Raw genomic sequence first — 25,452 nt, forward strand, 5'->3', positions numbered from 1 at the left:
GTTTTTATTGAATTTTACTAAAAAATTAGAAAAGACTTTACAGTCTCGCATTAATCTTAACGTTAAAAACCCTAGAAGTCATATAATTTGGAATCGCATATTGATTTTTAGAATACACATCACGAACCCAAGTATTTGTAATTGCATTTTGATTATTAAAGAGATTGAAAATTTCTAATCCTACTGCTAATTCTTTGAAGTTTTTCAGCCAGCTTGTTTTAGTATTCTGCGTACTGCTGTCTACGAAAACTTTTGCAAAACCAATATCCGCTCTTCTATAATCGTTTAATCGGTTTTGGTACAAATAAGGATCCGTGTATGACGGCGCGCCGCCTGGCAGACCCGTATTGTAAACCAAATTCAGATATACTTTTACACTTGGAATATTCGGCATATAATCCTGAAACAACATTGCAAACTTTAAACGCTGGTCTGTCGGGCGGGCGATATAACCTTTGTTTTCGTAGTTTTCTTCAGTTTTCATGTATCCGAAACTTACCCAAGATTCTGTTCCCGGCACGAATTCTCCATTCAACCTAAAATCAAGACCTTGCGCGTATGCTTTCGCATTATTATTGGCCACATATCGAATTCTAACATTGTCAATCGAATACACATTGACATCAGAAAGCGATTTATAATAAACTTCTGTAACCCATTTAAAAGGTCGATTCCACATCTTAAAATTATAATCATTCCCCAAAACCACATGAACAGCTTCTTGAGCTTTCACATTCGGATTCACAACGCCGTCCAAATCGCGAAGTTCTCGATAAAATGGCGGCTGATGATACAATCCACCAGAAATTCTGAAAACCATATCCCGATCCCAATCTGGTTTTATGGCAAATTGCGCGCGCGGACTTATAACACTCTGGTTTTTCCCTTCTTCTACAGCTCCTGAAACATTCCAGCTTTGAAAACGCGCTCCTAAATGATACCAAATTCTACTGGAACCAATTTCAGATTGTTGATTCCATTGCGCATATCCAGAAAAGCGACTGATTGTATTAAAATTTGTCGCACGAATATCTTGATACGGCAAAAGAGGACCAGTATAAGGAGTGTATGGCTGATTGTTTTCTGGCAGAATTACCAAAGGCGGATTTATAGAAAACCCTGCTGAATCAATCATCTCCCACTCTCCCACTCTATCTCGTATAGATTCTCTGGTATATTTTAAACCAAATTCCAATTGACTATCTTTCCAGTCTTTCGAACCTTTCAACTCGATATTTGCAATTAACGCATCCAAATCGTTACGAGCATGATTTAACTGCGAACCAATTCCGCGTGTAAAATCAATAGCAGATGGATTTGCAGGATCTTCAGCATCTACATTTCCTAAACGGTATTGGGCCAGAATATCAAAATGTTCTTTTTCTGTTGTATGAAATAAAGATCCAATTAATTTTAAAGTCAGCGACGGAGAAACTTTATAAGTTGTTTTTAAAGCACCGAAATAAGTATCATATTGGTCTTTTTCCTGACCTTCATAATAAACAGCAAGCGCCATTGGCTGATCAACGGTACCAAATTTTGTTTCACGGGTTAATGGCTGATATAAATATTTATTCTGCGAAATATTCCCTAAAAAACTCATCTGCCATTTTTCAGAAATATCATAATTAATATTCGTCTGAACATCTGCAAAAGTTGGCGTATAATTCGTTTGTGTATCTTGACTATTTACGAGCAGACTATTGTTTCGGTAACGAACTCCAGTAACTGCAGACCATTTTTTGTTTTTAGACACCAAATCTACAGAAGCGCTTCCGCCAAGAAAACTCGCTTCAAAAGAAGCGCCAAACTGTGTTGGCTTTCTATAAGTAATATCTAAAACGGACGATAATTTATCTCCAAATTTGGCCTGAAATCCGCCTGCAGAAAAATCAACATTTTGAACCAGATCTGTATTCGTAAAACTTAAACCTTCCTGCTGACCCGAGCGAATTAAAAACGGACGATAGACTTCGACCTCGTTTACATAAACCAGATTTTCATCATAATTCCCGCCTCGAACCATGTACTGCGTGCTTAATTCGTTATTCGAATTGACACCTGGAAGCGTTTTTAAAATATTTTCAATTCCTGCATTTGCACCAGGAATTTTTTTTATGGTTTCGGTATCAATCGTTGCAATTCCCTGAACACGTTTTCTATTTCCCGAAGAAACAAAAACCTCTCCCATTTGTTCCTGCGAATTATTCATTATCGGATTAAAAATAAAAACTTCATTGGTTTTTAAACTAACCGTTAAACTCATCGCCTTTAAAGAAACGTGGGTAAATATCAAGGAAACTTTTTTGTTTGAAGGAATTGCGATTTCAAAAAAACCACTTGAATCTGATTGCACTGAATTTCCCTGCCAAGAAATATTTACGCTTGGAACAGGATGTTTTTCTGTATCTAAAATTACACCTTTAACAAAAGCATTTTGAGCTAATGAAATACAGCTGAAGAATAAAAAAAGAAAAGCGAATATAAACCTATAGTTATTCAAAGATTACGGTTTTATTTTTGACTTCTAAAAAAATGAGTTTCAAAGATAGTAGTATTTCCTACATTATCAACAACTTCTATTTTTAAAAAGTTCTCGCCTTCTGTCAAATATTGATCATCAAAAGTATGTGTAATTTTTCTGTTTTTATTTTCATATTCAAACAAAACCCAGCTTCCGTTTAAATAACCATTATAGGACTTAATTCCAGATAAAGAATCGCTAATTACAAACTCAATTTTTTTCTGATCACTAATCCATTTTCCTTCAACTGGTTTAGTGATTTTTACAACTGGAGCAATTGTGTCCAGAACTAAACCATACTGCCCCAATATTTTTGCTTTTGCTGTAAAAACATTTTCTTTTCTAATAGTTCCATTATAACTATTTCCTTTTCCTATGTAAAGTTTATCGCGTAAATTTTCAGGATAAGAATCATCTTTTATTGTAATCGTAAAGTTTGAATGAACAGGAACGGTATCGTCGTGAATATAGATCTTATTATTTCTAACATCGAAATTCATATTAAAATCCTCATAAAAAGTTCCCGCAGGAATAAACACAGACATATTATCTTTTTCGAAATTAGAATCTTTATTGTATCGCACAAAATACGGTCCTGTAACAGGTTCTGCCTGCACGAGCGGTGTTGCCGTGTCGTATTCAATTGGCACTGTTATCGAATTTAAATTTCCGAAATAATCTGAAACTTCAATTCTGTAATTCGAAGTCAAGTTTGGTTCTGGCGTGATAACTCCATACTGCGAATCTGTTTTAATTATGCTTAAAGCGAAAGGCGTTTTCATAAAGAGCTTCTGAACTCTCTGACTTGTTTTTTTATACCTCGCATAATCGATAAAAGCATTGATATAACGCATTTCATCAAACGAATACGTATTAAACTGATAATTGTAATTCGGATTTCCGTTTAAAAAAGTTGAAACATTAAAAACACCATTTTTATTAAATGAAACATCATCAGTATCTGTTGCATTGATTCCGAAACCAATTTTTCCGTTTGCTTTTACTTTTGAAGCCAGATAAGTCCCATCTTTTTGCAGCGCCATGCTAAGCAACAAAGGCTGTTTAGACTGATTAACAGTTGCATTATCCAGCGGATAAACATACAAACTTGACAAAGTAGGCTTTTTAGAATCTTTTATATTTTGGTCAAAGCCAAAGAAAATCGGATTGATTACGAATTCCGTTTTAGTATCGCGAATTTCAAAATGAAGATGTGGTCCTTCTGAAGAGCCAGTATTACCAGAAAGTCCAATTATTTCTCCTTTTGTAACAGGAAGTTCATCTGGCTTTGGAAACATTTCAATTTCATATGCTTTTTCTTTGTAATGTGTATTTTTTACATAATCCAAAATTGGACCTACAGGAGTTTGTAAATGACCATAAACAGAAGTATAACCGTTTGGATGTGTAATGTAAATGCATTTTCCGTTTCCAAAAGTCGAAATTTTAATTCTCGATACATAACCATCTGCAATTGCATGAACACTCAATCCTTCTCTTTGATTTGTTTTTAAATCAAAACCCGCATGAAAATGATTGGGTCTTAACTCCCCAAAATTCCCAGAAATCTGCATTGGAATATCGAGCGGGGCACGAAAATAATCTTTAGGATATTGTGTTTGAGCAAATAGAAAATGACAAGATAAAAGGGCAAGTATAGATAATTTCATATAAAAATATTTTTGCTAAAATAAAAAATTAACAGGTAAAAACCTAAAAAACAAACATTGTAACACAATATACTGAATTTCATTTATTTGTCTCTTTTTAATGTAAAAAATTCGATAAAAAATTGCATTAATAAAAAGGAATACTAACTTTGTAGGATTAAGTAATGAATAGGATGTATAATGAGTGTAATTGCAGAAATAATTGATACTCTTGAATATAAAGTCGAAAAGCTTTTTGAAAAATCAAAAGGTTTGGAGAAAAATAATCAAGCACTACGATTAGAACTAGCCAAAGCTGCGCAAATTATCCAGAAACAATCTGAAGAAATTGAAGCTTTGAAAAAGCAAAATGAAACACTTAAGATAGCCAATTCGTTGCTTGGCAGCGACAATAACAAGAGAGAGACAAAGCTTAAAATAAATTCATTAATTCGCGAAATCGATTACTGTATAGCGCAATTATCAGATTAGTAAATATGGACGGAAAGCTTAAAATAAAAATATCAATTGCCGACCGCGTTTACCCGTTAACGGTTGAACCAGCTCAGGAAGAAGGCCTTAGAAGCGCTTCTAAAAAAATTGATGCTATGATTAAGCAGTTCGAAGAAAATTACGCAGTTCGTGACAAACAAGATGTTCTAGCTATGTGCGCATTGCAATTTGCATCGCAAGTAGAACAAAAACAAATTGATAACGCAATCGATGGAGAAGAAACCATTGAGCGAATTAAAAAATTAAATCTGCTTTTAGATCAATATCTCGAAAATTAAACGTTCTTTACAAGAAACTAAGATACTGCCTACATTAGTTCACAATTGGTAAACTCAACACTAACAATTTAGAATGAGCAAATCGTCGCTACTATAGTATGCCCAGCTTTGACCGGGAAACTTGAACAGTGAGTTAGCTCAAAACTTGTCTTTACGAGTTTATTCAAGCAATTAATGTAGGCTTTTTTTATATATAAACCCTAATAAACATGGACATCATAACGATCATCATTGGTATTGTAGGTATTGCAGCAGGATTCGCAATAGCTAAAATTATCGAGAAAAGTAATATTTCAAACCTAATTAAAAACGCTAAAAAAGAAGCAGCTTCAATTTTAAAAGACGCTAATTTAGAAGCTGAAAATATTAAAAAAGATAAAATTCTTCAGGCAAAAGAACGCTTTATCGAATTAAAATCAGAACACGAACAAGTTATTTTAGCAAGAGATAAAAAAGTTGCTGAAGTAGAAAAACGCGTACGTGATAAAGAATCTCAAGTTTCAAATGAACTTTCTAAAGCTAAAAAAGTAAACGATGACTTTGAAGCTAAAACTGCTGAGTACAATAATAAAATTGAAATTTTAGACAAAAAACAAGCTGAAGTAGATAAACTTCACAAAAGCCAATTACAGCAGCTTGAAGTAATTTCTGGTCTTTCTGCTGAAGAAGCAAAAGAACAATTAGTTGAAGGTTTAAAAGCTGAAGCTAAAACTAAAGCAATGTCTCATATTCAAGAAACAATTGAAGAGGCTAAACTTACTGCACAACAAGAAGCTAAGAAAATTATCATCAATACTATCCAAAGAGTTGGAACTGAAGAAGCAGTTGAAAATTGCGTTTCTGTTTTCAATATCGAATCTGATGATGTAAAAGGTAGAATTATTGGTCGTGAAGGACGTAATATTAGAGCTCTTGAAGCTGCAACTGGAGTTGAAATCATTGTTGACGATACACCAGAAGCTATTATCCTTTCTTGTTTCGATCCTGTGCGTAGAGAAATTGCTCGTTTGTCATTGCATAAATTAGTAACTGACGGACGTATTCACCCAGCGAGAATCGAAGAAGTTGTTGCTAAAACTGCTAAACAAATCGACGACGAAATTATTGAGGTTGGAAAACGTACAGTAATCGACTTAGGAATTCACGGTTTACACCCAGAATTAATCAAAGTTGTAGGTAGAATGAAATACCGTTCTTCTTACGGACAAAACTTACTACAACACTCGAGAGAGGTTTCTAAACTTTGCGGTATCATGGCTGCAGAATTAGGATTGAATGTAAAACTAGCTAAAAGAGCAGGTTTACTACACGATATTGGAAAAGTGCCAGATACAGAAAGCGATTTACCACACGCACTTTTAGGTATGCAGTGGGCTGAAAAATATGGTGAAAAAGAAGAAGTATGTAATGCGATTGGAGCTCACCACGACGAGATCGAAATGAAATCTTTATTATCGCCGATTATCCAAGTTTGTGATGCTATTTCTGGAGCAAGACCAGGTGCAAGACGTCAGGTATTAGATTCTTACATCCAACGTTTGAAAGATCTTGAAGATGTAGCTTACGGATTCAGCGGTGTTAAAAACGCTTATGCAATTCAAGCAGGTAGAGAGCTTCGTGTAATTGTAGAAAGTGAAAAAGTTTCAGACGATAATGCGGCAAACTTATCTTTCGAGATTTCACAAAAAATCCAAACAGAAATGACTTATCCTGGCCAAGTAAAAGTTACAGTTATTAGAGAAACTAGGGCTGTAAATATTGCGAAATAACAGAAAAGAAAGATTATATATAAAAAAGAAAGGCTGTCGATTACGACAGCCTTTCTTTTTTATCATTTATTTCAATCTTAAACATCATTAAAAACAATTTTAAAGCTCGTTCCTACTCCCACTTCACTTTCTACTAAAACTGTTCCTTTCATCGCTTCTATTTGATTTCTTGTAATATAAAGTCCAATTCCACGTGCTTCGTCATGTTTGTGAAAAGTTTTATACATTCCAAACAATAAATCTCCGTATAACTTTAAATCAATTCCAAGTCCGTTATCTGTAATTTTAAGAGATTTAAACCCTTCTGGCTCTATAGCAAAATCAAAAGTTATTACTGGATCACGATCTGGATGCGCATATTTAATTGCATTTGTTGTAAAGTTCAATAAAACACTTTCCATGTAAGCCGGATTAAAATTAATCGTCAAATATTTCGGCACATTGTTAATAATTGTCACTTTACGCTGTTTATCATAACCTTTAATAGTCGAAATTGTTTTTTCGATATACTCACACAACATTAGCGGTACAACTGCAATATTGATGTTGCTCTGCGTTTTTACAATCTGTGTAAGATTTGAAATTGTTTCATTCAAATCATTAGAAACAGTACGCAAATGCTCCAGCATTTCTTCGACTGTTTGTTTATTTACATCGGCATCAATAAAATCCAGGATCGATTTTATATTTCCTGCCTGCGTATTTAAATTGTGAGAAACAATATGCGAAAAATTTAACAAACGACTATTTTGATCGCTGTATAGTTTCATCGTTTTTATGAGTTCTAGCTCTTTTTCTTTTTGAGCAGAAACATCCGTATGTGTTCCAATTACACGCAACGGTTTTCCATTTTCATCCCTTTTAATCACTTTACCGCGGTCTAAAATCCATTTGTAATTACCACTTGAAGTCATTACGCGATGGTAATTTTCATAATACGGAATCTTATTATCAAAATGTTCCTGAATATCCGAGTAATATTTCGGAAGGTCATCAGGGTGCACAATTTTATCCCAGCGTTCTGGATCATCAAAAATATCAGTAGATTCTAATTCTAAAATTTTCAGCGATAAAGAGGAATAAAAAACACTATTAGTCACCATATCCCAATCCCAAATGCCCGCAGTTGAAGCATCGAGAGCAAATTGAAAGCGTTCTTCAGATATGCGAAGTTTTTCTTCTTTATCTTTTAACTCTGTAATATCCGAAACATGACCATAAAAGATCACTTTACCATCTATAGTCGATTCTGTTTTCGAAGTTATTTTAAACCAGCGAATTCCTTTTTTAGGCAAAACTGCCCTAAATTCAATTTCCCATGGTTTTATTTCTCTCCTAGCTTTGACCAAAGACTGAAAAAAATAATCACGGTCTTGTGGTACAATTCGATCGTAAATTATAAATTTTATATCATTGGTAAAATCTAATGCAGAAAGTTCAAATATTTCATCAGCTGACTTACTTACAAGAGGAAATGAATAATTATTATCAGTATCAATAATAAACTGAAAAAGCAAGTCAGGCATTTCGGCCAACAATTTCTTATAAAAATTATTTACCTCTAAGCAATCGTCATTTCCATATAAATCAAAAACCATATACTTCTTTTTATGTAAATAAAATATTCATACTTTTTATTCTAAAAAAACAAATTAAAATCACAAAATGAGGCTAAATTGTTTTTATTAAAACAAAAATTTAACACAATATATTAATTTTTACGACAAAATAAACGCAATAATGATAAAATTATTTTCTAGGATGAAAACTATGCATCACTTCTTTTAAAAAGCTGCGATCTAAATGAACATAAATTTCTGTTGTTGTGATTGATTCGTGACCCAGCATTAATTGAATAGATCTTAAATCTGCTCCGTTTTCTAATAAGTGTGTTGCAAAGGAATGACGTAATGTATGCGGACTGATATTTTTCTTTAATCCCATTTTCTGAGCTAGATCTTTAATAATTGTAAAAACCATAGCTCTAGTCAATTGATTTCCTCTTCTATTCAAGAACAAAGTATCTTCTGCTCCTTTTTTAATATTTAAATTCGAACGAACAGCATTTTTATAAATATCAATATATTTTTGAGTCAATGGACCAATTGGAACAAATCTTTCTTTATTTCCTTTCCCGGTAATTTTTATAAAACCTTCATCAAAAAACAAATCAGAAATTTTAAGAGAGATCAACTCAGAAACCCTAAGTCCGCATCCGTAAAGAGTTTCAAGCATTGCTCTATTTCTTTCACCTTCATTGCTGCTCAAATCTATAGTTTCAATAAGCGCATCGATTTCTTGAAGTGATAAAGTATCAGGTAATTTACGACCAGTCTTTGGCGCTTCAATTAACTCTAACGGATTATCATTTCGATAATCCTCAAAAACAAGATAATTAAAGAAGCTTTTTAATCCCGAAATGATACGCGCCTGCGATCTCGGATTTACTTCCTTTGCTACAGAATATATAAACTGCTGTAATGTTTCGTCTGAAATTTTTATTGGAGAAACATCAATTTGATTGGTTTCTAAAAAAAGGCATAACCGCTCAATATCAAATCCGTAGTTTTCAATTGTATTTTTCGACAAACCTCTTTCTATCCTCAAATACGACTGATAATCTTTTATGTATCTGCTCCAATTCATATTTACAAAGTAAGTGATTTTTCTACATAAAAAAACCTTCCTGAATCAGGAAGGTTTTTGAAATATTTTTATTTTGAAATATTAAAATTTATAAGCTGCATAAATCGATAAATTACTGTTTTTTGAGCTATCAATATATTCTTCAAGATCATCATTATCATTATCGTAAACCCCTGAAAGACCAACTGTATATCTGATACCAGCAGAAAAATTATCAGTAAAATTATAACCAGCTCCAAAATTAAATCCAAAATCAGCAGATTTATAAAAATCTTTTGCATCTTCTCCATCAATTTTAGCAGACAATAAAAAACCGATCTGAGGACCAGCTTCAACTGTAAATTGCTTAGTAATATAGAACTTAGCAAGCACAGGAATATTCAAATAATTAAGTTTTGCATCATATTTTCCAAAAGCATCTTCAAATCTAGCACCTTGAGCAGAATATAAAAGCTCAGGTTGAATTGCTAGTCGTTCGATAACCTTAATTTCAGCAAAACCACCAACAGTAAAACCTACTAATGATTTAGTGTCATCTTCATATTCGCCTGTTAAAGTAGAAAGGTTAACACCTCCCTTTATCCCAAATCTTGTTTCTTGAGCATTCGTAAATCCAAATGCCATTACCGCTATAGCAGCTAAAATAATTTTCTTCATTTTAATTTGTTTTGGTTAAATTTTAATGATCAAATATAAAAATATTCTTCATAAAAACTAATTTGGAATTTAACAAATAAAATAGTATTATGTATATAAGTTGTTAAATTAACATCACTTAGAGTTTAATCTAAAATGTGATAAAAAAAAAAACCTTCCAAAAGGAAGGCTTAAAAAACTAACTTATTATTCTTTTTTAGAACTTGTATCCAACAGAAACAGAAAGAACGTCATCACGCATTCTTATTTGTTTTAAATCTCCAACACTAGAATAATATCTAACTTCATTCGACATCCCGAATTGATATCTTATTCCAGCTGAAAGATTTTTTGTTAAATCATAACCAGCTCCAATATTTAAACCAATATTTTGTGGTTGATATATATCTTTAACACTTCTGTATCCAGAAGAAAAAAAGTCTACCTCATTTTTTATTTCATACTTACCTTTAGCCGTTAATAAAAAACCGACTTGAGGTCCAGCCTCGACACTTAATTTTTCCATAACATAATACTTAAACATTACTGGCACATTAAGGTAACTTGACTTAATTTCTTGTTTATACAAATAATCAACACTAGATTGTTCATATTTCCCTCCTTGAGTAGAATACAAGAGTTCTGGTTGAATAAAAAATTTATTTCCAATCTTAAATTCAACAAAACCTCCTAAATTGAAACCAAACTTTGGAGTTTCATTTTCAATATTCCCTATTAAAGTTGATAAATTAGCTCCTCCTTTAACTCCAAATTTTTGCGCATTCACAAATCCAAATGCCATTATTGCAATAGCAGTTAAAATAATCTTTTTCATGTTTTTACATATTTTAATTACAAAAACCAAAAATAAGGTCAGCCTTACAAAAAGACAATCCTCAATAAGCTTAAAAAACAGTAGAATAAGACAGAAAAAGGATTTAATAAACTTATTAAACAATAAACTACTTCCTGAATTAATATGAAGCTTTATTAGATAAAAAAAGCCTCTCTCAAAATGAGAAAGGCTTTAAAAAAACTAACTTATTATTTTTTATTAGAATTTGTATGTCAAACCAAATGTAGCAGTACTGAAGAAGTTGTTAAAAACATTTAAATTTGCATTAAAATCAGAAACCGCTTTACCTCCTTTATACTTATTAGTACCATAATCCAAAATATCAGTTAATCCAAAATTAATCGCAAAACTGTTAGATACAAAATAATTGATTCCCAATCCTGCATTAATTCCAACTCCTGAATATTTAGCTTCACCCTCTTTTCCGGTATTTAATCCAACACCAGCTTCCGCATAAGTTTTAAATCTTTGACCAAGATCTAGGAAATAATAACGTCCAAAAACTCCAACATTGAAATTTGAGTTTTTATCAGCATCTGTTCCAGCTACTTTTTTCTTATCAGAACCAATCCCTAAATCAAGTCCAAGAGCAAATTTATCTGTTAAAAAATAACCAGCCTTTGGATTAAATTCAAAAGAATTAGTTTTAACATCTGTGTTTTTGTCATTGTTTGTTGAAAAACCTAAATTACCTTCTAAAAGAATGTTTCCTTTAGAAAATCCATATGACCCAGAATCTTGTGCATTAGCAGCGCTAAATCCCATTACTGCAATAGCAGCTAAAATTAATTTTTTCATGTTTTATATTTTTTAATTACAAAACACAAAACTAAGATTAGACTTACAAAATCTAATCCACAATAAGTTTAAAAAGTATCAGAATAAGACAGAAAAAAAGGACTAAATAGAAATCTGATAATCAAGTATCTAAAAGACTTTTCAATGTTTTTTTGTTAAGAAAAATGAGTTTCGGTGGGAATTTTATTAATTATTTAATCCAAAATATAAGGCAATAAAATGCTAAATATGTAGTTTTGAATTTTAAATAACGTTTAAAATACCAAACTTTAAAAACATTTTTTATGAAAAAAATACTTTTAGCGGCTGTTTTGTTCATTGCAACATCAGCTACAATCAACGCTCAATTTGTACAAATCGGGGTGAAAGCAGGGGTTAACTTTGCGAACCAAACTGGAGGTTCTGACTTTGATGGAATTTCTGTTGACAAAGAAGGTATTACAAGTTACCATGCAGGTCTTGTAGCAGAACTTAAATTATTAGAAAAATTCTCAATTCAGCCAGAGCTTTTGTACACTACACAAGGAGCAGAATACAAAAGTGCTGTACAGGATTTCAAAAACGAAATGGGATATATTGCTATTCCTGTAATGGCGAAAATCTACATGACTAAATCACTTAGTTTAGAACTTGGCCCACAAGCTTCATTCCTTGTATCTAATAAAAAGGAATTTGACGTTGCAGATCCAAAAACATTTGACTTTTCTCTTAACGCAGGTTTAGGATTAAAAGTTGTTGGAGGTCTTTTTGTTCAAGCTCGCTACGGAATAGGTTTGACTGAGATTTCAGAAGAAGCTGATTTTAAAAACTCTGTATTCCAACTTTCAGCTGGATACATGTTCTAAAATATATCACATACTTTTATAAAAACCGCTCTATTAATTGGAGCGGTTTTTTTATTTTTACAAAGTTCAATGGCAATGGCAAATCAATGGCAATGTCAACACATAATTACACAAAAAAATAAATATGAAAATCTGCATTATCAATGGACCCAATTTGAATCTTTTAGGAAAACGCGAACCAGAAGTTTACGGAAGCCAGACTTTTGAAGATTATTTTGAGACGCTGCAACAAAAGTTTCCAAATATTGAACTTTCATATTACCAAAGTAATATTGAAGGAGAATTGATTGGAAAAATTCAAGAATGCGGTTTTACATACGACGGAATTATTTTAAATGCGGGCGCTTACACTCATACCTCAATTGGTTTAGGCGATGCGATGAAAGCTGTGACAACTCCTGTAATCGAAGTTCATATTTCTAATACTTATGCTCGCGAAAGTTTCAGACATCAATCTTATTTATCTGGAAATGCTAAAGGTGTTATTTTAGGTTTTGGCTTGAAAAGTTATGAGTTGGCAATTCAGTCGTTTTTATAATTTTAAACTAAACATCACCACCACAGTATGGTATAGGAAAGTGGTTTCGACTCCGCTCAGCCTGACAGTGCAAACAAAATTGAATCTCTTTAATTTAACATATTATTAATAAGCTCATTTTCAAGTTATTTTATTTTTGTAAGAGAAACCACTTACATGAAAAACTTTACATTATTTGCCTTTTTAATTTTTTCAATTTCCAATTTTGCCCAAATCAAAGGAACTGTAACCGATGAAAAGGGAAATCCACTGCCGTTTGTTTCTATTTTTGAAGAAGGGACTTATCGAGGAACCACTTCGAATGAACAAGGCAAATATCAATTGCAGGTTAAAGAAATTGGTAAAAACCGAATTGTCTTTCAGTATTTAGGTTTTAAAACACAGAAAATCACAATTTCTCCAGATTCAAATACAACTTTAGATATAAAAATGGAGGAAGAAAGCTTCTCTCTAAATGAAGTTGTGATTGATCCTAAAAATAATCCTGCAAATGCCATTATAAAAAGTGCTATTGCCAATAAAAAAGAAAACTCCGACAAAACAGGAAGATATACAGCCGACTTTTATTCTAAAGGAATGTTTAAGGTTAAAGATCTTCCTAAAAAAATCTTAGGTCAAAAAGTTGATCTTGGTGAGGACATGGCTTCCAATTTAGATTCTACCGGAACAGGAATTTTATATTTATCTGAAACTGTTTCTAAAATTACTTTTGAAAAACCTGAGAAGTTAAAGGAGAGAATTATAGCTTCGAAAATTTCAGGAAACAATCGTGGATACAGCTACAATACTGCTGCTTTATCAACTTACGATTTTTATGATAATACACTCGACTTTGATGTTAAAATGATTTCTCCTATTGCAGACAATGCTTTTAATTACTACAAATACAAACTCGAAAGTAGCTTTTACGACGATAATAAACAGCAGATTTATAAAATTAAAGTGATTCCAAAACGCGACAAAGAACCTGTATTTGAAGGTTACATTTATATTGTTGATGACAGTTTTGCTATTTATGCTATAGACTTAGAAATTAAAGGCTATCGCATGAAAAATGAGTTTACCGAAGTAATGAATCTAAAACAGAGTTTCAGCTATAATGCAAAAAATAAAATCTGGTCTAAAAATGCACAGACACTTTCGTTTAATGCGGGTATTTTTGGAGTAAAATTTTCTGGGAACTTCAATTATGTTTATTCTAATTATGAATTTCCATCTTCTTTCGAGAAGAAAACTTTTGGAAATGAAATTGTTTCTTTTGAAGCAAATGCCAATAAAAAAGATGACGCATTCTGGAACGAAATCAGACCAATTCCGTTAACTATTGAAGAAAGCACTGATTATAGTAAAAAAGACAGCCTCTTAGTAATTCGAAAATCAAAAAGATATACGGATTCTACTGATGCTAAAAATAATAAGTTTAAAGTTTGGGATATTTTAATGGGCTATGACTATAAAAATACGTTCAAAAAATATTCTTTCAATTATCAAGGTTTACTGAATATTTCCTCTTTGAGTTTTAATACCGTTCAGGGATTTAATTTGGATTCTGGTTTTTCATTTAAAAAAGAAAATGAAGAAGAAGGAAAATCAACTTCGATTGGTACTACTTTCAATTATGGTTTTTCAGATCAGCGATTTAGAGTTGTTGGACAATTTAGTCATAAATTCAACAATATAAATTATGCAACATTGGGAGTTACGGGAGGAACAAAAGTTGCACAGTTTAATAGTGCGGAACCTATTACTAAATTGGTCAATTCTATAAGTTCTTTATTTTTTAAAGACAATTATATGAAGTTGTATAACTTAGAATATGCACAGGTAAATTATTCGCAAGGCGTTTTAAATGGCGTTAATCTGTTTGCAAAAGTGGCTTATGAACAGCGAAAACCTCTCTTCAATACAACTGATTATTCTTTCTTTAAAAGGGATGATCTATATTCTTCAAACAATCCTCTTGCACCAAATGATTTTACTACGGCGCCATTTGAACAGCATAATTTGTTTAAAGTTGGTCTCAATGCCAGAATTAACTTTGGAAATAAATATATTTCAAGACCTGACGGAAGATATAATTTTAAAGATGATAAATATCCGACTGTAGTTTTAGGTTTCGAAAAAGCTTTTGCTGCAAGCGAAAAGAAATACGAATTTGAAAGAATCGGTGCTTCTGTACAATATGATTTACGACTTGGAAATAAAGGTCTTTTAGGCACTAATTTTAGAGCCGGGAAATTCTTTAATGCTGAAAATATTTCTTTTATAGATTACAGACATTTCAACGGAAACCAAACTCATATCGGTACAAGCGGCCGCTATTTAAATGTTTTTAATTTAATGCCATACTACGCCAATAGCACAAATGACAGCTATTTTGAAATGCATCTAGAGCACAATGACACAGGGTTTATTATGAATAAGATTCCATTACTAAATCTGTTAAAATCTACGATGAATATTGGTTTTCACTCACTGGCGATTCCAGATCGAAAACCTTACACGGAATTCACTGTTGGTTTGGATAATTTAGGTTTCGGTAAATTTAAATTGTTTAGAGTGGATTACGTACATTCTTATCAAGGAGGCATTCAACAAAATGGTGTTGTGTTTGGATTGAAGATTTTGAATGTGTTGGACTAAGGTTCTGAGGTTCTAAGATGCTAAAATACTAAGTAAAATAATTGAATGTTCTCGACGTCGCTCAAACTGACAAACATCACAAAAAAAATCCGTTTATTCCCGAAGGAGAATAAACGGATTTAAATTTAATCTTTGTCAAAGTTTTAAACTTTGACAAAGGTATGTATATAAAAAACTTAGCATCTTAGAACCTTAGCACCTCAGAACCTCTAACAATGATAATCATCTGGCTCTATATGGATTAAAACATTTCCTAACTGCGGAATTTGTTCTTTTAATGTATCTTGCAATTGGTGTGATAAATCGTGTCCCTCTTTTACTGAAATTGCAGCTGAAACTATTGCGTGCAAATCTACGTGATAGCGCATTCCTGCTTTACGAATGAAACATTTTTCTGTTCCCAAGATTCCGGGAACTGTCAAAGATACTACACGAATCTCTTCTACTAAATCATCATTTAGGTTTTCATCCATGATTTCGCCAAGAGCAGGTCTGAAAATTTTATAACTGTTATACAGAATAAAAAACGCAGCAAAAAGTGCTGCCCAATCATCTGCAGATTCGTAGCCTTTTCCCATAATAAGCGCAATCGAAATTCCGATAAACGCTGCCACAGAAGTTATGGCATCACTTCTATGATGCCACGCATCAGCAGCCAATGCCGAACTATTTGTTTGTTTACTGCGTTTCATTACCAAACGAAAAGAATATTCTTTCCACACAATAATGGCTCCTAAAACATATAATGTCCAAGATTTAGGTAAATCGTGTGAAGTGCCAATATTGGCAATACTTTCATAACCAATAATTGTTGCCGAAGTAATTAAAAATCCGACCACCAAAAATGTAATTAAAGGTTCTGCACGACCGTGCCCGTATGGATGATTTTCATCTGCCGGTTTATTAGAATATTTAATTCCGAATAACACCAGACAAGAGGAAAATATATCCGTAGTCGATTCGATGGCATCTGCAATCAAGGCGTATGAATTGCCAAAAAAACCTGCGAGACCTTTTACTAGGGCCAGGCAGGTATTTCCAGCTATACTAAATAGAGTAGCTTTTATAGCTTTTTGTTCATTTGTCATTTAGACTATTTTTTTCGCCGCGAATTCACGAATATTTGATAATCTTTTGAAGATTTAAATTCGTGAATTTGCGGCTAACTTTCTTTAAGCTCTCACGATTTTTGCACCGATTGCTCTTAAACGCTCGTCGATACGTTCGTATCCACGGTCAATTTGTTCTATATTTTGAATTGTACTTGTTCCTTTTGCAGAAAGTGCCGCAATCAATAATGAAATTCCCGCACGAATATCAGGAGATGACATAGTTGTTGCTTTCAATTGAGATTCAAAATTATGCCCCATAACCACAGCTCTATGCGGGTCACATAACATGATTTTCGCTCCCATATCGATTAACTTATCCACAAAGAACAAACGGCTTTCGAACATTTTTTGATGAATTAAAACATCTCCTTTTGCCTGAGTTGCCACAACCAAAACGATACTCAATAAGTCAGGTGTAAATCCTGGCCAAGGTGCATCTGCAATTGTTAAAATAGAACCGTCGATATCGGTTTTTACTTCGTATCCGTCTTTGTGAGCTGGAATGTAAATATCGTCGTTACGTTTTTCAATTGTAATTCCTAATTTTCTAAATGTATTCGGAATCAAACCTAAATTTTCCCAGCTTACATTTTTGATCGTGATTTCACTTTTTGTCATAGCCGCAAGACCAATCCAAGAACCAATTTCGATCATATCCGGAAGAATAGTGTGTTCGCATCCTCCAAGACTTTCAACACCTTCAATAGTCAATAAGTTCGAACCAACTCCAGTGATTTTAGCACCCATAGAGTTTAGCATTTTACACAATTGTTGTAAATATGGTTCGCACGCAGCATTGTAAACTGTAGTTTGTCCTTTTGCTAAAACAGCAGCCATTACAATGTTTGCCGTTCCGGTTACAGAAGCCTCGTCTAAAAGCATATCTGTTCCCTGAAGTCCTCCTTCTGGAGTTTCTACTCCGTAAAAATGATCTTCTCTATTATATCTGAATTTTGCTCCAAGGTTAATAAAACCTTCAAAGTGTGTATCTAATCTACGACGGCCAATTTTATCTCCTCCTGGTTTTGGAATATAACCTTTTCCGAAACGAGCCAAAAGCGGTCCAACAATCATAATAGAACCACGAAGTGCTCCTCCTTCTTTTTTGAAAGCTTCGGTTTCTAAATATCCAACATTAACTTCATCGGCTTGAAAAGTGATAGAACCTGGTTCGTTACGTTGAATTTTAACCCCTAAATTACCCAATAGAGTGATTAATTTATTGATGTCAATAATATCGGGAATATTATTAATTTTTACTTTATCCCCCGTTAGAAGCACGGCACATAAAATTTGTAATGCCTCGTTTTTTGCTCCTTGCGGAGTGATTTCTCCTTTTAAAGGAGTTCCTCCTTCGATTTTAAAAATTCCCATAGATTTTTTTTAAGGTTCTAAGGTTCTGAGATTCTGAGGTTCTAAGGTTTAGCTAAAATCTTAGCAACTTAGACGCTTAGTATCTTAGCAACTTCTTCTATTTTTGATTATTGTTTTTTTGAAATGTTTTTTTTTGGCCTCCTTTATTGTTTTTGTTGTTTTGAATTTTTGGCTGTCCAACAGATGCTGTTTTATTAGACATGCGTTTGTTGGTACGCATTAAATCTGTTGTATTCAACAATTCTTCTGTGCTGTGAAGCAAGTTTATTTTTCCACCAGACAATTCATATAAATGCTCAAAAATCACATCATCTTTCACTGTGTCTTTGTTCCAGCTTAAGAAAGATTTTTTCATGTGGTTGGCAATTACCATAACCAATGCATTTTTCATTTCTCCATCTTCCCACTTATTAGCAACATCGATCATGTATTTGATATTGTTACCATAAAATCTGTATTTTGGAAAGTTCTGCGGATATTGCAACACATCTGGTTTTAGCTCCAAAACTTCTCTTGACGGAATTGGATATGGCGATTCTACGTTCAGTTTAAAATCAGACATTATAAAAAGCTGATCCCAAAGTTTATGCTGAAAATCTGGTACATCGCGCAAATGCGGATTCAAACTTCCCATAACCTGAATGATATATTTCGCGACTTTATTGCGTGTTTCATCATCTTCTATTGCGGTAGCCTGATCGATCAATTTTTGTAAATGACGACCATATTCCGGAATAATCAAACGCTGTCTTTCAGAATTATATTCTAAGTTAAAAACAACGTCATTTGCGACTTCTTTTTTATATTTTTCGACCATAAGTTATAATGAAACTATACCTTCTATTGTAGAAACTTCTTTGTATTTACTAATCACATCATCTGAACTGTTCATAGTAACATCTACAGAAACGCTGGTAAATTTACCCGTTTTAGATTTTGTTGTTTTAATAACCGCTCCCATTCTATCAAAAGCTTTTTCAACTCGCTCCACATTATCCGCAACAGATGGCACAATAAATTTATACAAATATTCTGCTGGCCAAGTGTTTGCGTTATCTAGCTCTAATTTTAATCTTTCGTAAAATTCGGCGGTATTTTTTTCTTTATCGTTCTCCATTCGTAATTAAAAATAAACGCAAATATACGTTTTTGATTTCAGATATTAGATTTTAGATTTTAGATTTTTTCTATTGAAAAGACAGCTGTTTTTTGGCCACGAATTTCACTAATTTACACTAATTATATTATTGCAAATCTCTTCATTAAATTGCACTAGTTTTTGACTGGTTTCAAAATTTAAATTCGCAAAAATTCGGGAAATTCTTGACAAACCTTTATATTTGAAATATTTCGCAACTCTTCGACTTTGCAAAATTAAAATACCTTACAATGAAAAAAATTATCTTCTTCCTTTTTACAATCTGTACTTTTTACAATAGCCAAGCGCAAGAAGTCAAAACGCTGACTTATTTCCAGAACGATACTTTAAAACTAGACTTAGATTTATATCTGCCGAAGAAAAAATCTACTGAAAAAATTCCGTTGATCCTATTCGCTTTTGGCGGCGGATTTTCTGGCGGAGAGCGTACAAGCGAAAAAGAGTTCGGAAAATTTATGGCTCAAAATGGCTATGCCGTTGCCAGTATTTCGTACAGTCTATATATGAAAGGAAAAGATTTTGGATGCAAAGGAACTTTAACCGAAAAAATAAAAGCAATCCAGATTGGCGTGAGTGATATGTGGCAGGCAACTTCATATCTAATCAAAAATGCAGACAAATACAATCTGGATAATTCTAAAATATTTATTTCTGGAATCAGCGCTGGGGCAGAAATTGGTTTTCATGCTTCGTTCTGGGATTATAAATTAATGAATTTGTATAAAAACAATCTGCCTGAAAATTTTAAATATAAAGGTTTTATTGGAGGTTCGGGAGCGATTCAGGACATCAATTTGATTACAAAAGAAAAAGCAATTCCGATGTTATTAGCGCATGGAAGTAATGACGATACAGTTCCGTATAATGCTGGTTCGCATCGCTCTTGCCCGACAAATGCTTCGGGCTGGCTGATTCTTTTTGGTTCTTATGCCGTTTACAATCATATGCAGGATTTACATAAAGATGTTGAACTAATTACTTTTTGTGAGGGCGGACACGAATTCTCCAGCTATCTTTTCCATGAAGGACAGCAGTATGTTCTTGATTTTGTGAATGATGTTTTAAACGGTAAAAAGTTTCAATCGCATTTGATTGTTCCTTCTAAAAAAGGAAAAGGTTCTGGGAAATATTTGTTTTGTGAGTAATTAATTTTAAACCAAAATATGAAAATTGATTATAATAATTTTGAAATAGAAGTTTTTGACGACCAAAATTACACTTTGAATTCACCAGAAAATTCATTTCATTATCAAAAAGTTTATTTCGAAGGAAAATATCAAGAGAAAAATTTTTACTCAACCAGCAAGCATGCAATTGTTATTAAAAAAAATGAAGCAGAAATTTCAAGCGCAATAATATGCGCAACTGGAGGAGCAACCGGAATTTATGAGAATTCATTTATTATTGAAGATAAAAAAATATGGATTCGCGTTTGTAATACATTATATTGTTTACAAATTCCTTCACTTGAAATTGTCTGGTATAAAGAATTTGATTTTGCCACAAACTTTGGTATTTACAAATTAGAAAAGGATTTTATTATTTATGGCGAGGTAGAAATATTTAGAATTACAAAAGAAGGAGAAATAGTTTGGCGCTTCGGAGGAAGAGATATCTGGGTAAATCTTGAAGGCAAAAACCCTTTTAATATTGAAAGTGATAAAATACGTCTAATTGATTTTGAATCGAACGAATATGTTCTCGATTTTAATGGAAAACAAATTGAAGACAACCAAAGAGTCGTTCTTCCTAAAGTCAAAAGAAAATGGTGGCAAATATTTGGCTAAAGCCAAAATATAAAAAGCCTTTAAATTCGTTGGTTAAAACCAACGGCAATTTATAAATCAATTTAATTTATTCCAAAATTGCTCCAGCGGAACAAAATATGTATAGCAAATTCAATTTTCACACCAATCAAAAGCTCCAGCGGAGCGACATCTAAACTATTAAAATTATGTCGCTCCGCTGGAGCTTTATATTTATCGTGTATATTTTTTCTATAAATATATCGTCCCTATCGGGACTTTAAAATAAGAACTTTTGTTTATCAAAATATCAAATCTTTCGTTTCGGATAAATATTCTTTTTAATTACGAATAAGTTTAGGTAAATTTGCGCTTTATTTTTAGAATAGTGCAAAAAGAAATCATAGTCTTACTTGGCGGTCCTGGTACTGGAAAATCAACACTTATTAACGAATTGGTAGCTCGTGGCTTTTGCTGCTATCCTGAAATCTCAAGACAGGTAACCATGAAAGCGCAGCAGGAAGGTATCGAACAACTGTTTTTAGAACAACCGCTTTTGTTTAGCGAAATGCTTCTGGAAGGCCGCATCGAACAATACCAAAATGCTCTTGAAGAACCTGATAATGTAGTTTTTATAGACAGAGGAATTCCCGATGTTGTAGCCTACATGGATTATATTGGAGATGAATATCCAGAGCGTTTTACAAAGGCTTGTGAGGATTATAAATATTCTAAAACTTTTATTCTGCCGCCTTGGGAAGAAATTTACCAAAGCGATACAGAGCGTTACGAAAATTTTGAACAAGCGGTTAAAATTCAGGAACATCTTATTGAAACCTATAAAAAATATGGTTACGAATTGATTGAAGTTCCAAAAGATACGGTTGAAAACAGAATTCTTTATATCTTAGATAAAATTTAGCGACGCGTTTTTAGCTGTAAAACTAGAACCTGTTTTCTGAATTTTTAACTTTAAAACTAAAGCAATGCTCGGAGCACAGGATATTCTTCTAAAATACTGGAAACACGACAGTTTTAGACCGTTGCAAAAAGAAATTATCGATTCTGTTCTTGAAGGACAGGATACTTTTGCTGTGCTTCCGACCGGGGGCGGAAAATCGATTTGTTTTCAGGTGCCCGCGATGATGCAGGAAGGAATCTGCTTGGTAATTTCTCCTCTTATTGCCTTGATGAAAGATCAGGTAATGAATTTGCATAAGCGAGAAATTAAAGCAATTGCTCTTACAGGAGGTATTCATACTGAAGAAATCATAGATCTTTTGGACAACTGCCAGTTTGGTAATTATAAATTCCTTTATCTTTCGCCAGAGCGTTTACAATCGGATTGGATTTTGGAGCGAATTAAAAATCTTCCTATAAATTTAATCGCTATTGACGAGGCACATTGTGTTTCGCAATGGGGACATGATTTTAGACCCGCCTATCTTAAAATCTCGGAATTGAAGAAATTCTTTCCGAAGATTCCTTTTTTAGCTTTAACGGCGACAGCAACTCCTAGGGTTATTGAAGACATTAGAACGCAGTTAGAATTAAAAAATCCGAGACATTTTCAACAATCTTTTGAGCGAAAAAACATTGCTTACATGGTTTTTGAAGTCGAAGATAAATTATACCGCACGGAACAAATTCTTAAAAAAAATCCGCAGCCTTCTATAATATATGTCCGAAACCGCAAGTCTTGTTTGAACATTTCTTCGCAATTGCAATCTTTAGGATTTACGGCGACGTATTATCACGGCGGACTTTCGTCTAAAGAAAAAGACAAAAACATGCAGTTGTGGATGTCTGAGCAAGCACAGGTTATCGTGGCTACAAATGCTTTTGGAATGGGAATTGACAAAGACAATGTTAAAACCGTTATACATACCCAGCTTCCAGAAAATTTAGAAAATTATTACCAAGAATCTGGAAGAGCGGGACGAAATGGCGAAAAAGCTTTTTCGGTTTTACTCCACAATAATTCTGATGCAACACAAACGGAGCAGCAGTTTTTAAGTATCCTTCCCGACAAGAAGTTTCTGAAAACAATGTATGTCAAACTTTGCAACTATTTTCAAATTGCTTACGGAGAAGGTTTAGATGATTCTTTTTCGTTTAAACTGAATCATTTTTGCAACAAGTACGACTTCCCTACCCTTAAAACATACAATGCATTACAATTTTTGAATCAGCAGGGAATTATTACCATGTCTCAGGAATTCTCGGAAAAAATCAACATTCAGTTTTTGATTGAATCCAAAGAAGTTATTCGATACATGAGTTTGAATCCTAATGACGAGGAAATTATATTGGCAATTTTGCGAACTTATCCAGGAGTATATGAGGTAAAATCAAATCTGAATCTGGGATTGATTGCTAAAAAATCGAATCGTTCTGAAGAGCAGGTTACAGCACTTTTAGAAAAATTAAAAGAAAAAGAAATTATAGAATACAAGTCTAAAAACAACGACGCTACTATATTATTTAATGAAGTCCGCGAAGACGATCATACTATAAATAGAGTTTCGAAATATTTAGAAAAACAAAATCAAGTTAAAAAAGAACAGCTTTTGTCTGTTTTGCATTATATAAAAGACACTAAAACCTGTAAAAACAGATTGGTTTTGGATTATTTTGGTGAAGAAACGAATGAAAACTGCGGTATTTGTTCGTACTGCATTACCCAAAAAGGAAAAATAACAGAAGCCGATTCGATTGCTGATAAGATTCTATCTTTACTAAAAACTGCTTCTTTGACTTCGAGAGAAATTGAAAACCAAATAAAAATGGACACCAAAGACATTATTTCGGCTCTTCAGGAATTACTCGAAAACAATCATATTATCATACAAGCGAATAATAAATACACTTTAAAATCATAATGGAGAAATTGAGAATTATATTTATGGGAACTCCAGAATTTGCTGTAGGCATTTTGGATACCATTATAAAAAACAACTATGATGTTGTCGGCGTAATAACAGCTGCAGATAAACCAGCAGGACGCGGACAAAAAATAAAATATTCGGCTGTAAAAGAATATGCGCTTGCCAACAATTTGAACTTATTACAGCCAACTAATTTAAAAGACGAAAATTTCTTAGCAGAATTGAAAGCTTTAAATGCCAATTTACAAATTGTAGTTGCGTTTAGAATGCTGCCAAAAGTAGTTTGGGAAATGCCAAGCTTAGGAACATTTAATCTTCACGCTTCCTTACTTCCAAATTATCGTGGTGCTGCTCCTATTAACTGGGCGATTATTAATGGAGAAACTAAAACTGGTGTTACAACTTTCTTTATTGATGACAAAATTGATACTGGCGCCATGATTTTAAATTCTGAAATCGCAATTGAACCAGAAGAAAATGCAGGACAATTACACGATAGATTAATGCATTTAGGAAGTTCTACCGTAATTGATACTTTGAAAGTTATTGAAAACGGAAATGTAACTACTACTATTCAAGAAGATAATGCAGAAATCAAAACTGCTTATAAATTGAATAAAGAAAACTGCAAAATAGATTGGACAAAATCTGGAGCAGAAATCAATAATCTAATTCGAGGCTTGAGCCCGTATCCTGCTTCTTGGTGTTTTTTAAAAGACCAAAATGAAGAACTGAACATTAAAATATATGAGGCAAAATTGATTTCGGAAGCCCATTCTTACGAGGTTGGAAAATTAATTAGTACTAAAAAAGAAATCAAGATTGCAATAAAAGATGGCTTTATTCAGTTATTAAGTCTACAATTTCCAGGAAAAAAGAGAATGCTTGCTTCAGAAATATTAAATGGAGTCAGTTTTTCAGATGTTGCAAAAGTGTATTAAGGTCAGTAAAACAGGGGTTTGCACCTGTTTTTGATCGATAAACAACACTCTTTATGAACAAAAAAAGCAAGTTATCAACAATTTTTGCTAAAATTAAAGAAAACACTTGCACGCAACGGATTTCCTACTAAATTTGTGTATTAACAATTTTTTTTAACCAACAATTAATAACTAATTATTATGAACAAATCAGAATTAATCGATGCTATCGCTGCTGATGCAGGAATCACAAAAGCTGCGGCGAAATTAGCTTTAGAGTCTTTTTTAGGTAATGTAGGAACTACTTTGAAAAAAGGTGGAAGAGTTTCATTAGTAGGTTTTGGATCATGGTCAGTATCTTCAAGAGCTGCTAGAGACGGTAGAAACCCTCAAACAGGAAAAACTATCAAGATCGCAGCTAAAAATGTTGTAAAATTCAAAGCTGGTGCTGAATTAGAAGGTGCAGTGAACTAAGTAAGAAAGTTCTCTAAACTTATAATATAATTAAAACCTTCCTTGTGGAAGGTTTTTTTATGCGGTTTAACGATTTTTTTTGTGA

General features: G+C 33.0%; 23 protein-coding genes. 12 read left to right on the forward strand and 11 right to left on the reverse strand.

Annotated features, from left to right (window positions below; translation table 11 throughout):
• Positions 1–37 precede the first annotated feature (37 nt).
• Both QMG60_RS00585 and QMG60_RS00590 read right to left on the reverse strand, forming a co-directional pair.
• Positions 38–2,503, reverse strand: coding sequence for a carboxypeptidase-like regulatory domain-containing protein (locus tag QMG60_RS00585; RefSeq protein ID WP_281866559.1), 2,466 nt, complete (start codon positions 2,501–2,503; stop codon positions 38–40).
• An 11-nt stretch (positions 2,504–2,514) separates the two neighbouring features.
• Positions 2,515–4,194 (reverse strand): M23 family metallopeptidase, encoded by a 1,680-nt coding sequence (locus QMG60_RS00590; protein ID WP_281866560.1) that lies wholly within the window; start codon positions 4,192–4,194, stop codon positions 2,515–2,517.
• Between the two features lie 180 nt (positions 4,195–4,374).
• On the opposite strand from QMG60_RS00590, the gene QMG60_RS00595 reads away from it, so the two are divergent.
• The 3 genes from QMG60_RS00595 (at position 4,375) to rny (ending at position 6,733) form a co-directional block, all read left to right on the forward strand.
• Positions 4,375–4,665, forward strand: a complete 291-nt coding sequence (locus QMG60_RS00595) for a hypothetical protein (RefSeq protein WP_095952164.1) — start codon at positions 4,375–4,377, stop codon at positions 4,663–4,665.
• 5 nt (positions 4,666–4,670) lie between these two features.
• On the forward strand, positions 4,671–4,964 hold the full coding sequence (locus QMG60_RS00600; RefSeq protein ID WP_057117751.1) for a cell division protein ZapA: 294 nt from the start codon (positions 4,671–4,673) through the stop codon (positions 4,962–4,964).
• A gap of 209 nt (positions 4,965–5,173) precedes the next feature.
• Positions 5,174–6,733 (forward strand): ribonuclease Y, encoded by a 1,560-nt coding sequence (gene rny / locus QMG60_RS00605; RefSeq protein ID WP_057117750.1) that lies wholly within the window; start codon positions 5,174–5,176, stop codon positions 6,731–6,733.
• Positions 6,734–6,810: 77 nt separating this feature from the next.
• On the opposite strand, the gene QMG60_RS00610 is transcribed toward rny, so the two are convergent.
• From QMG60_RS00610 to QMG60_RS00630, 5 genes are all read right to left on the reverse strand, one after another.
• Positions 6,811–8,331, reverse strand: coding sequence for a PAS domain-containing protein (locus QMG60_RS00610; protein WP_281866561.1), 1,521 nt, complete (start codon positions 8,329–8,331; stop codon positions 6,811–6,813).
• 151 nt (positions 8,332–8,482) lie between these two features.
• Positions 8,483–9,379: a site-specific tyrosine recombinase XerD gene (xerD, locus tag QMG60_RS00615; RefSeq protein WP_281866562.1), complete on the reverse strand. Its 897-nt coding sequence runs from the start codon at positions 9,377–9,379 to the stop codon at positions 8,483–8,485.
• 81 nt (positions 9,380–9,460) lie between these two features.
• Positions 9,461–10,036: a porin family protein gene (locus QMG60_RS00620; RefSeq protein WP_057117747.1), complete on the reverse strand. Its 576-nt coding sequence runs from the start codon at positions 10,034–10,036 to the stop codon at positions 9,461–9,463.
• A 196-nt stretch (positions 10,037–10,232) separates the two neighbouring features.
• Positions 10,233–10,850 carry a porin family protein gene (locus QMG60_RS00625; protein ID WP_281866563.1) on the reverse strand — a complete coding sequence of 206 codons (618 nt, stop codon included), beginning with the start codon at positions 10,848–10,850 and terminating at the stop codon, positions 10,233–10,235.
• Between the two features lie 219 nt (positions 10,851–11,069).
• On the reverse strand, positions 11,070–11,669 hold the full coding sequence (locus tag QMG60_RS00630; RefSeq protein ID WP_057117745.1) for an outer membrane beta-barrel protein: 600 nt from the start codon (positions 11,667–11,669) through the stop codon (positions 11,070–11,072).
• Positions 11,670–11,953: 284 nt separating this feature from the next.
• On the opposite strand from QMG60_RS00630, the gene QMG60_RS00635 reads away from it, so the two are divergent.
• From QMG60_RS00635 to QMG60_RS00645, 3 genes are all read left to right on the forward strand, one after another.
• The gene (locus QMG60_RS00635) at positions 11,954–12,514 is read left to right on the forward strand and encodes a porin family protein (protein ID WP_281866564.1); all 561 of its coding nucleotides are present in this window, start codon (positions 11,954–11,956) and stop codon (positions 12,512–12,514) included.
• Between the two features lie 124 nt (positions 12,515–12,638).
• Positions 12,639–13,052 carry a type II 3-dehydroquinate dehydratase gene (aroQ, locus tag QMG60_RS00640; RefSeq protein ID WP_057117743.1) on the forward strand — a complete coding sequence of 138 codons (414 nt, stop codon included), beginning with the start codon at positions 12,639–12,641 and terminating at the stop codon, positions 13,050–13,052.
• A 156-nt stretch (positions 13,053–13,208) separates the two neighbouring features.
• Positions 13,209–15,695, forward strand: coding sequence for a DUF5686 and carboxypeptidase regulatory-like domain-containing protein (locus QMG60_RS00645; protein ID WP_281866565.1), 2,487 nt, complete (start codon positions 13,209–13,211; stop codon positions 15,693–15,695).
• Positions 15,696–15,904: 209 nt separating this feature from the next.
• On the opposite strand, the gene QMG60_RS00650 is transcribed toward QMG60_RS00645, so the two are convergent.
• The 4 genes from QMG60_RS00650 to QMG60_RS00665 all read right to left on the reverse strand — a co-directional run bounded on the left by QMG60_RS00650 (position 15,905) and on the right by QMG60_RS00665 (position 19,298).
• Positions 15,905–16,783 (reverse strand): cation diffusion facilitator family transporter, encoded by an 879-nt coding sequence (locus tag QMG60_RS00650; protein WP_281866566.1) that lies wholly within the window; start codon positions 16,781–16,783, stop codon positions 15,905–15,907.
• A gap of 84 nt (positions 16,784–16,867) precedes the next feature.
• Positions 16,868–18,181, reverse strand: coding sequence for a UDP-N-acetylglucosamine 1-carboxyvinyltransferase (gene murA, locus QMG60_RS00655; protein ID WP_057117740.1), 1,314 nt, complete (start codon positions 18,179–18,181; stop codon positions 16,868–16,870).
• Positions 18,182–18,278: 97 nt separating this feature from the next.
• Positions 18,279–18,998: a DUF4290 domain-containing protein gene (locus QMG60_RS00660; protein WP_281866567.1), complete on the reverse strand. Its 720-nt coding sequence runs from the start codon at positions 18,996–18,998 to the stop codon at positions 18,279–18,281.
• Positions 18,999–19,001: 3 nt separating this feature from the next.
• Positions 19,002–19,298, reverse strand: coding sequence for a DUF493 family protein (locus QMG60_RS00665; protein WP_026727611.1), 297 nt, complete (start codon positions 19,296–19,298; stop codon positions 19,002–19,004).
• 272 nt (positions 19,299–19,570) lie between these two features.
• On the opposite strand from QMG60_RS00665, the gene QMG60_RS00670 reads away from it, so the two are divergent.
• The 6 genes from QMG60_RS00670 to QMG60_RS00695 all read left to right on the forward strand — a co-directional run bounded on the left by QMG60_RS00670 (position 19,571) and on the right by QMG60_RS00695 (position 25,367).
• Positions 19,571–20,485 (forward strand): alpha/beta hydrolase fold domain-containing protein, encoded by a 915-nt coding sequence (locus tag QMG60_RS00670; RefSeq protein WP_281866568.1) that lies wholly within the window; start codon positions 19,571–19,573, stop codon positions 20,483–20,485.
• Positions 20,486–20,503: 18 nt separating this feature from the next.
• Entirely contained in the window at positions 20,504–21,127 is a 624-nt protein-coding gene (locus QMG60_RS00675) for a hypothetical protein (RefSeq protein WP_281866569.1), read from the forward strand.
• 346 nt (positions 21,128–21,473) lie between these two features.
• The gene (locus tag QMG60_RS00680; protein WP_057117736.1) at positions 21,474–22,007 is read left to right on the forward strand and encodes an ATP-binding protein; all 534 of its coding nucleotides are present in this window, start codon (positions 21,474–21,476) and stop codon (positions 22,005–22,007) included.
• Positions 22,008–22,071: 64 nt separating this feature from the next.
• Complete coding sequence (locus QMG60_RS00685; RefSeq protein WP_281866570.1) at positions 22,072–23,967, forward strand: ATP-dependent DNA helicase RecQ; 1,896 nt, start codon at positions 22,072–22,074, stop codon at positions 23,965–23,967.
• The gene (gene fmt, locus QMG60_RS00690) at positions 23,967–24,914 is read left to right on the forward strand and encodes a methionyl-tRNA formyltransferase (RefSeq protein ID WP_057117734.1); all 948 of its coding nucleotides are present in this window, start codon (positions 23,967–23,969) and stop codon (positions 24,912–24,914) included. Before QMG60_RS00685 ends, fmt begins: the two co-directional genes overlap by 1 nt.
• Positions 24,915–25,094: 180 nt before the next feature.
• A complete protein-coding gene (locus QMG60_RS00695; RefSeq protein WP_008464760.1) occupies positions 25,095–25,367 on the forward strand; it encodes an HU family DNA-binding protein in 273 nt (90 codons plus the stop codon).
• Positions 25,368–25,452 lie beyond the last annotated feature (85 nt).

Origin of the sequence: Flavobacterium sp. GSB-24, assembly GCF_027924665.1 — a bacterium.
Lineage (GTDB): Bacteria > Bacteroidota > Bacteroidia > Flavobacteriales > Flavobacteriaceae > Flavobacterium.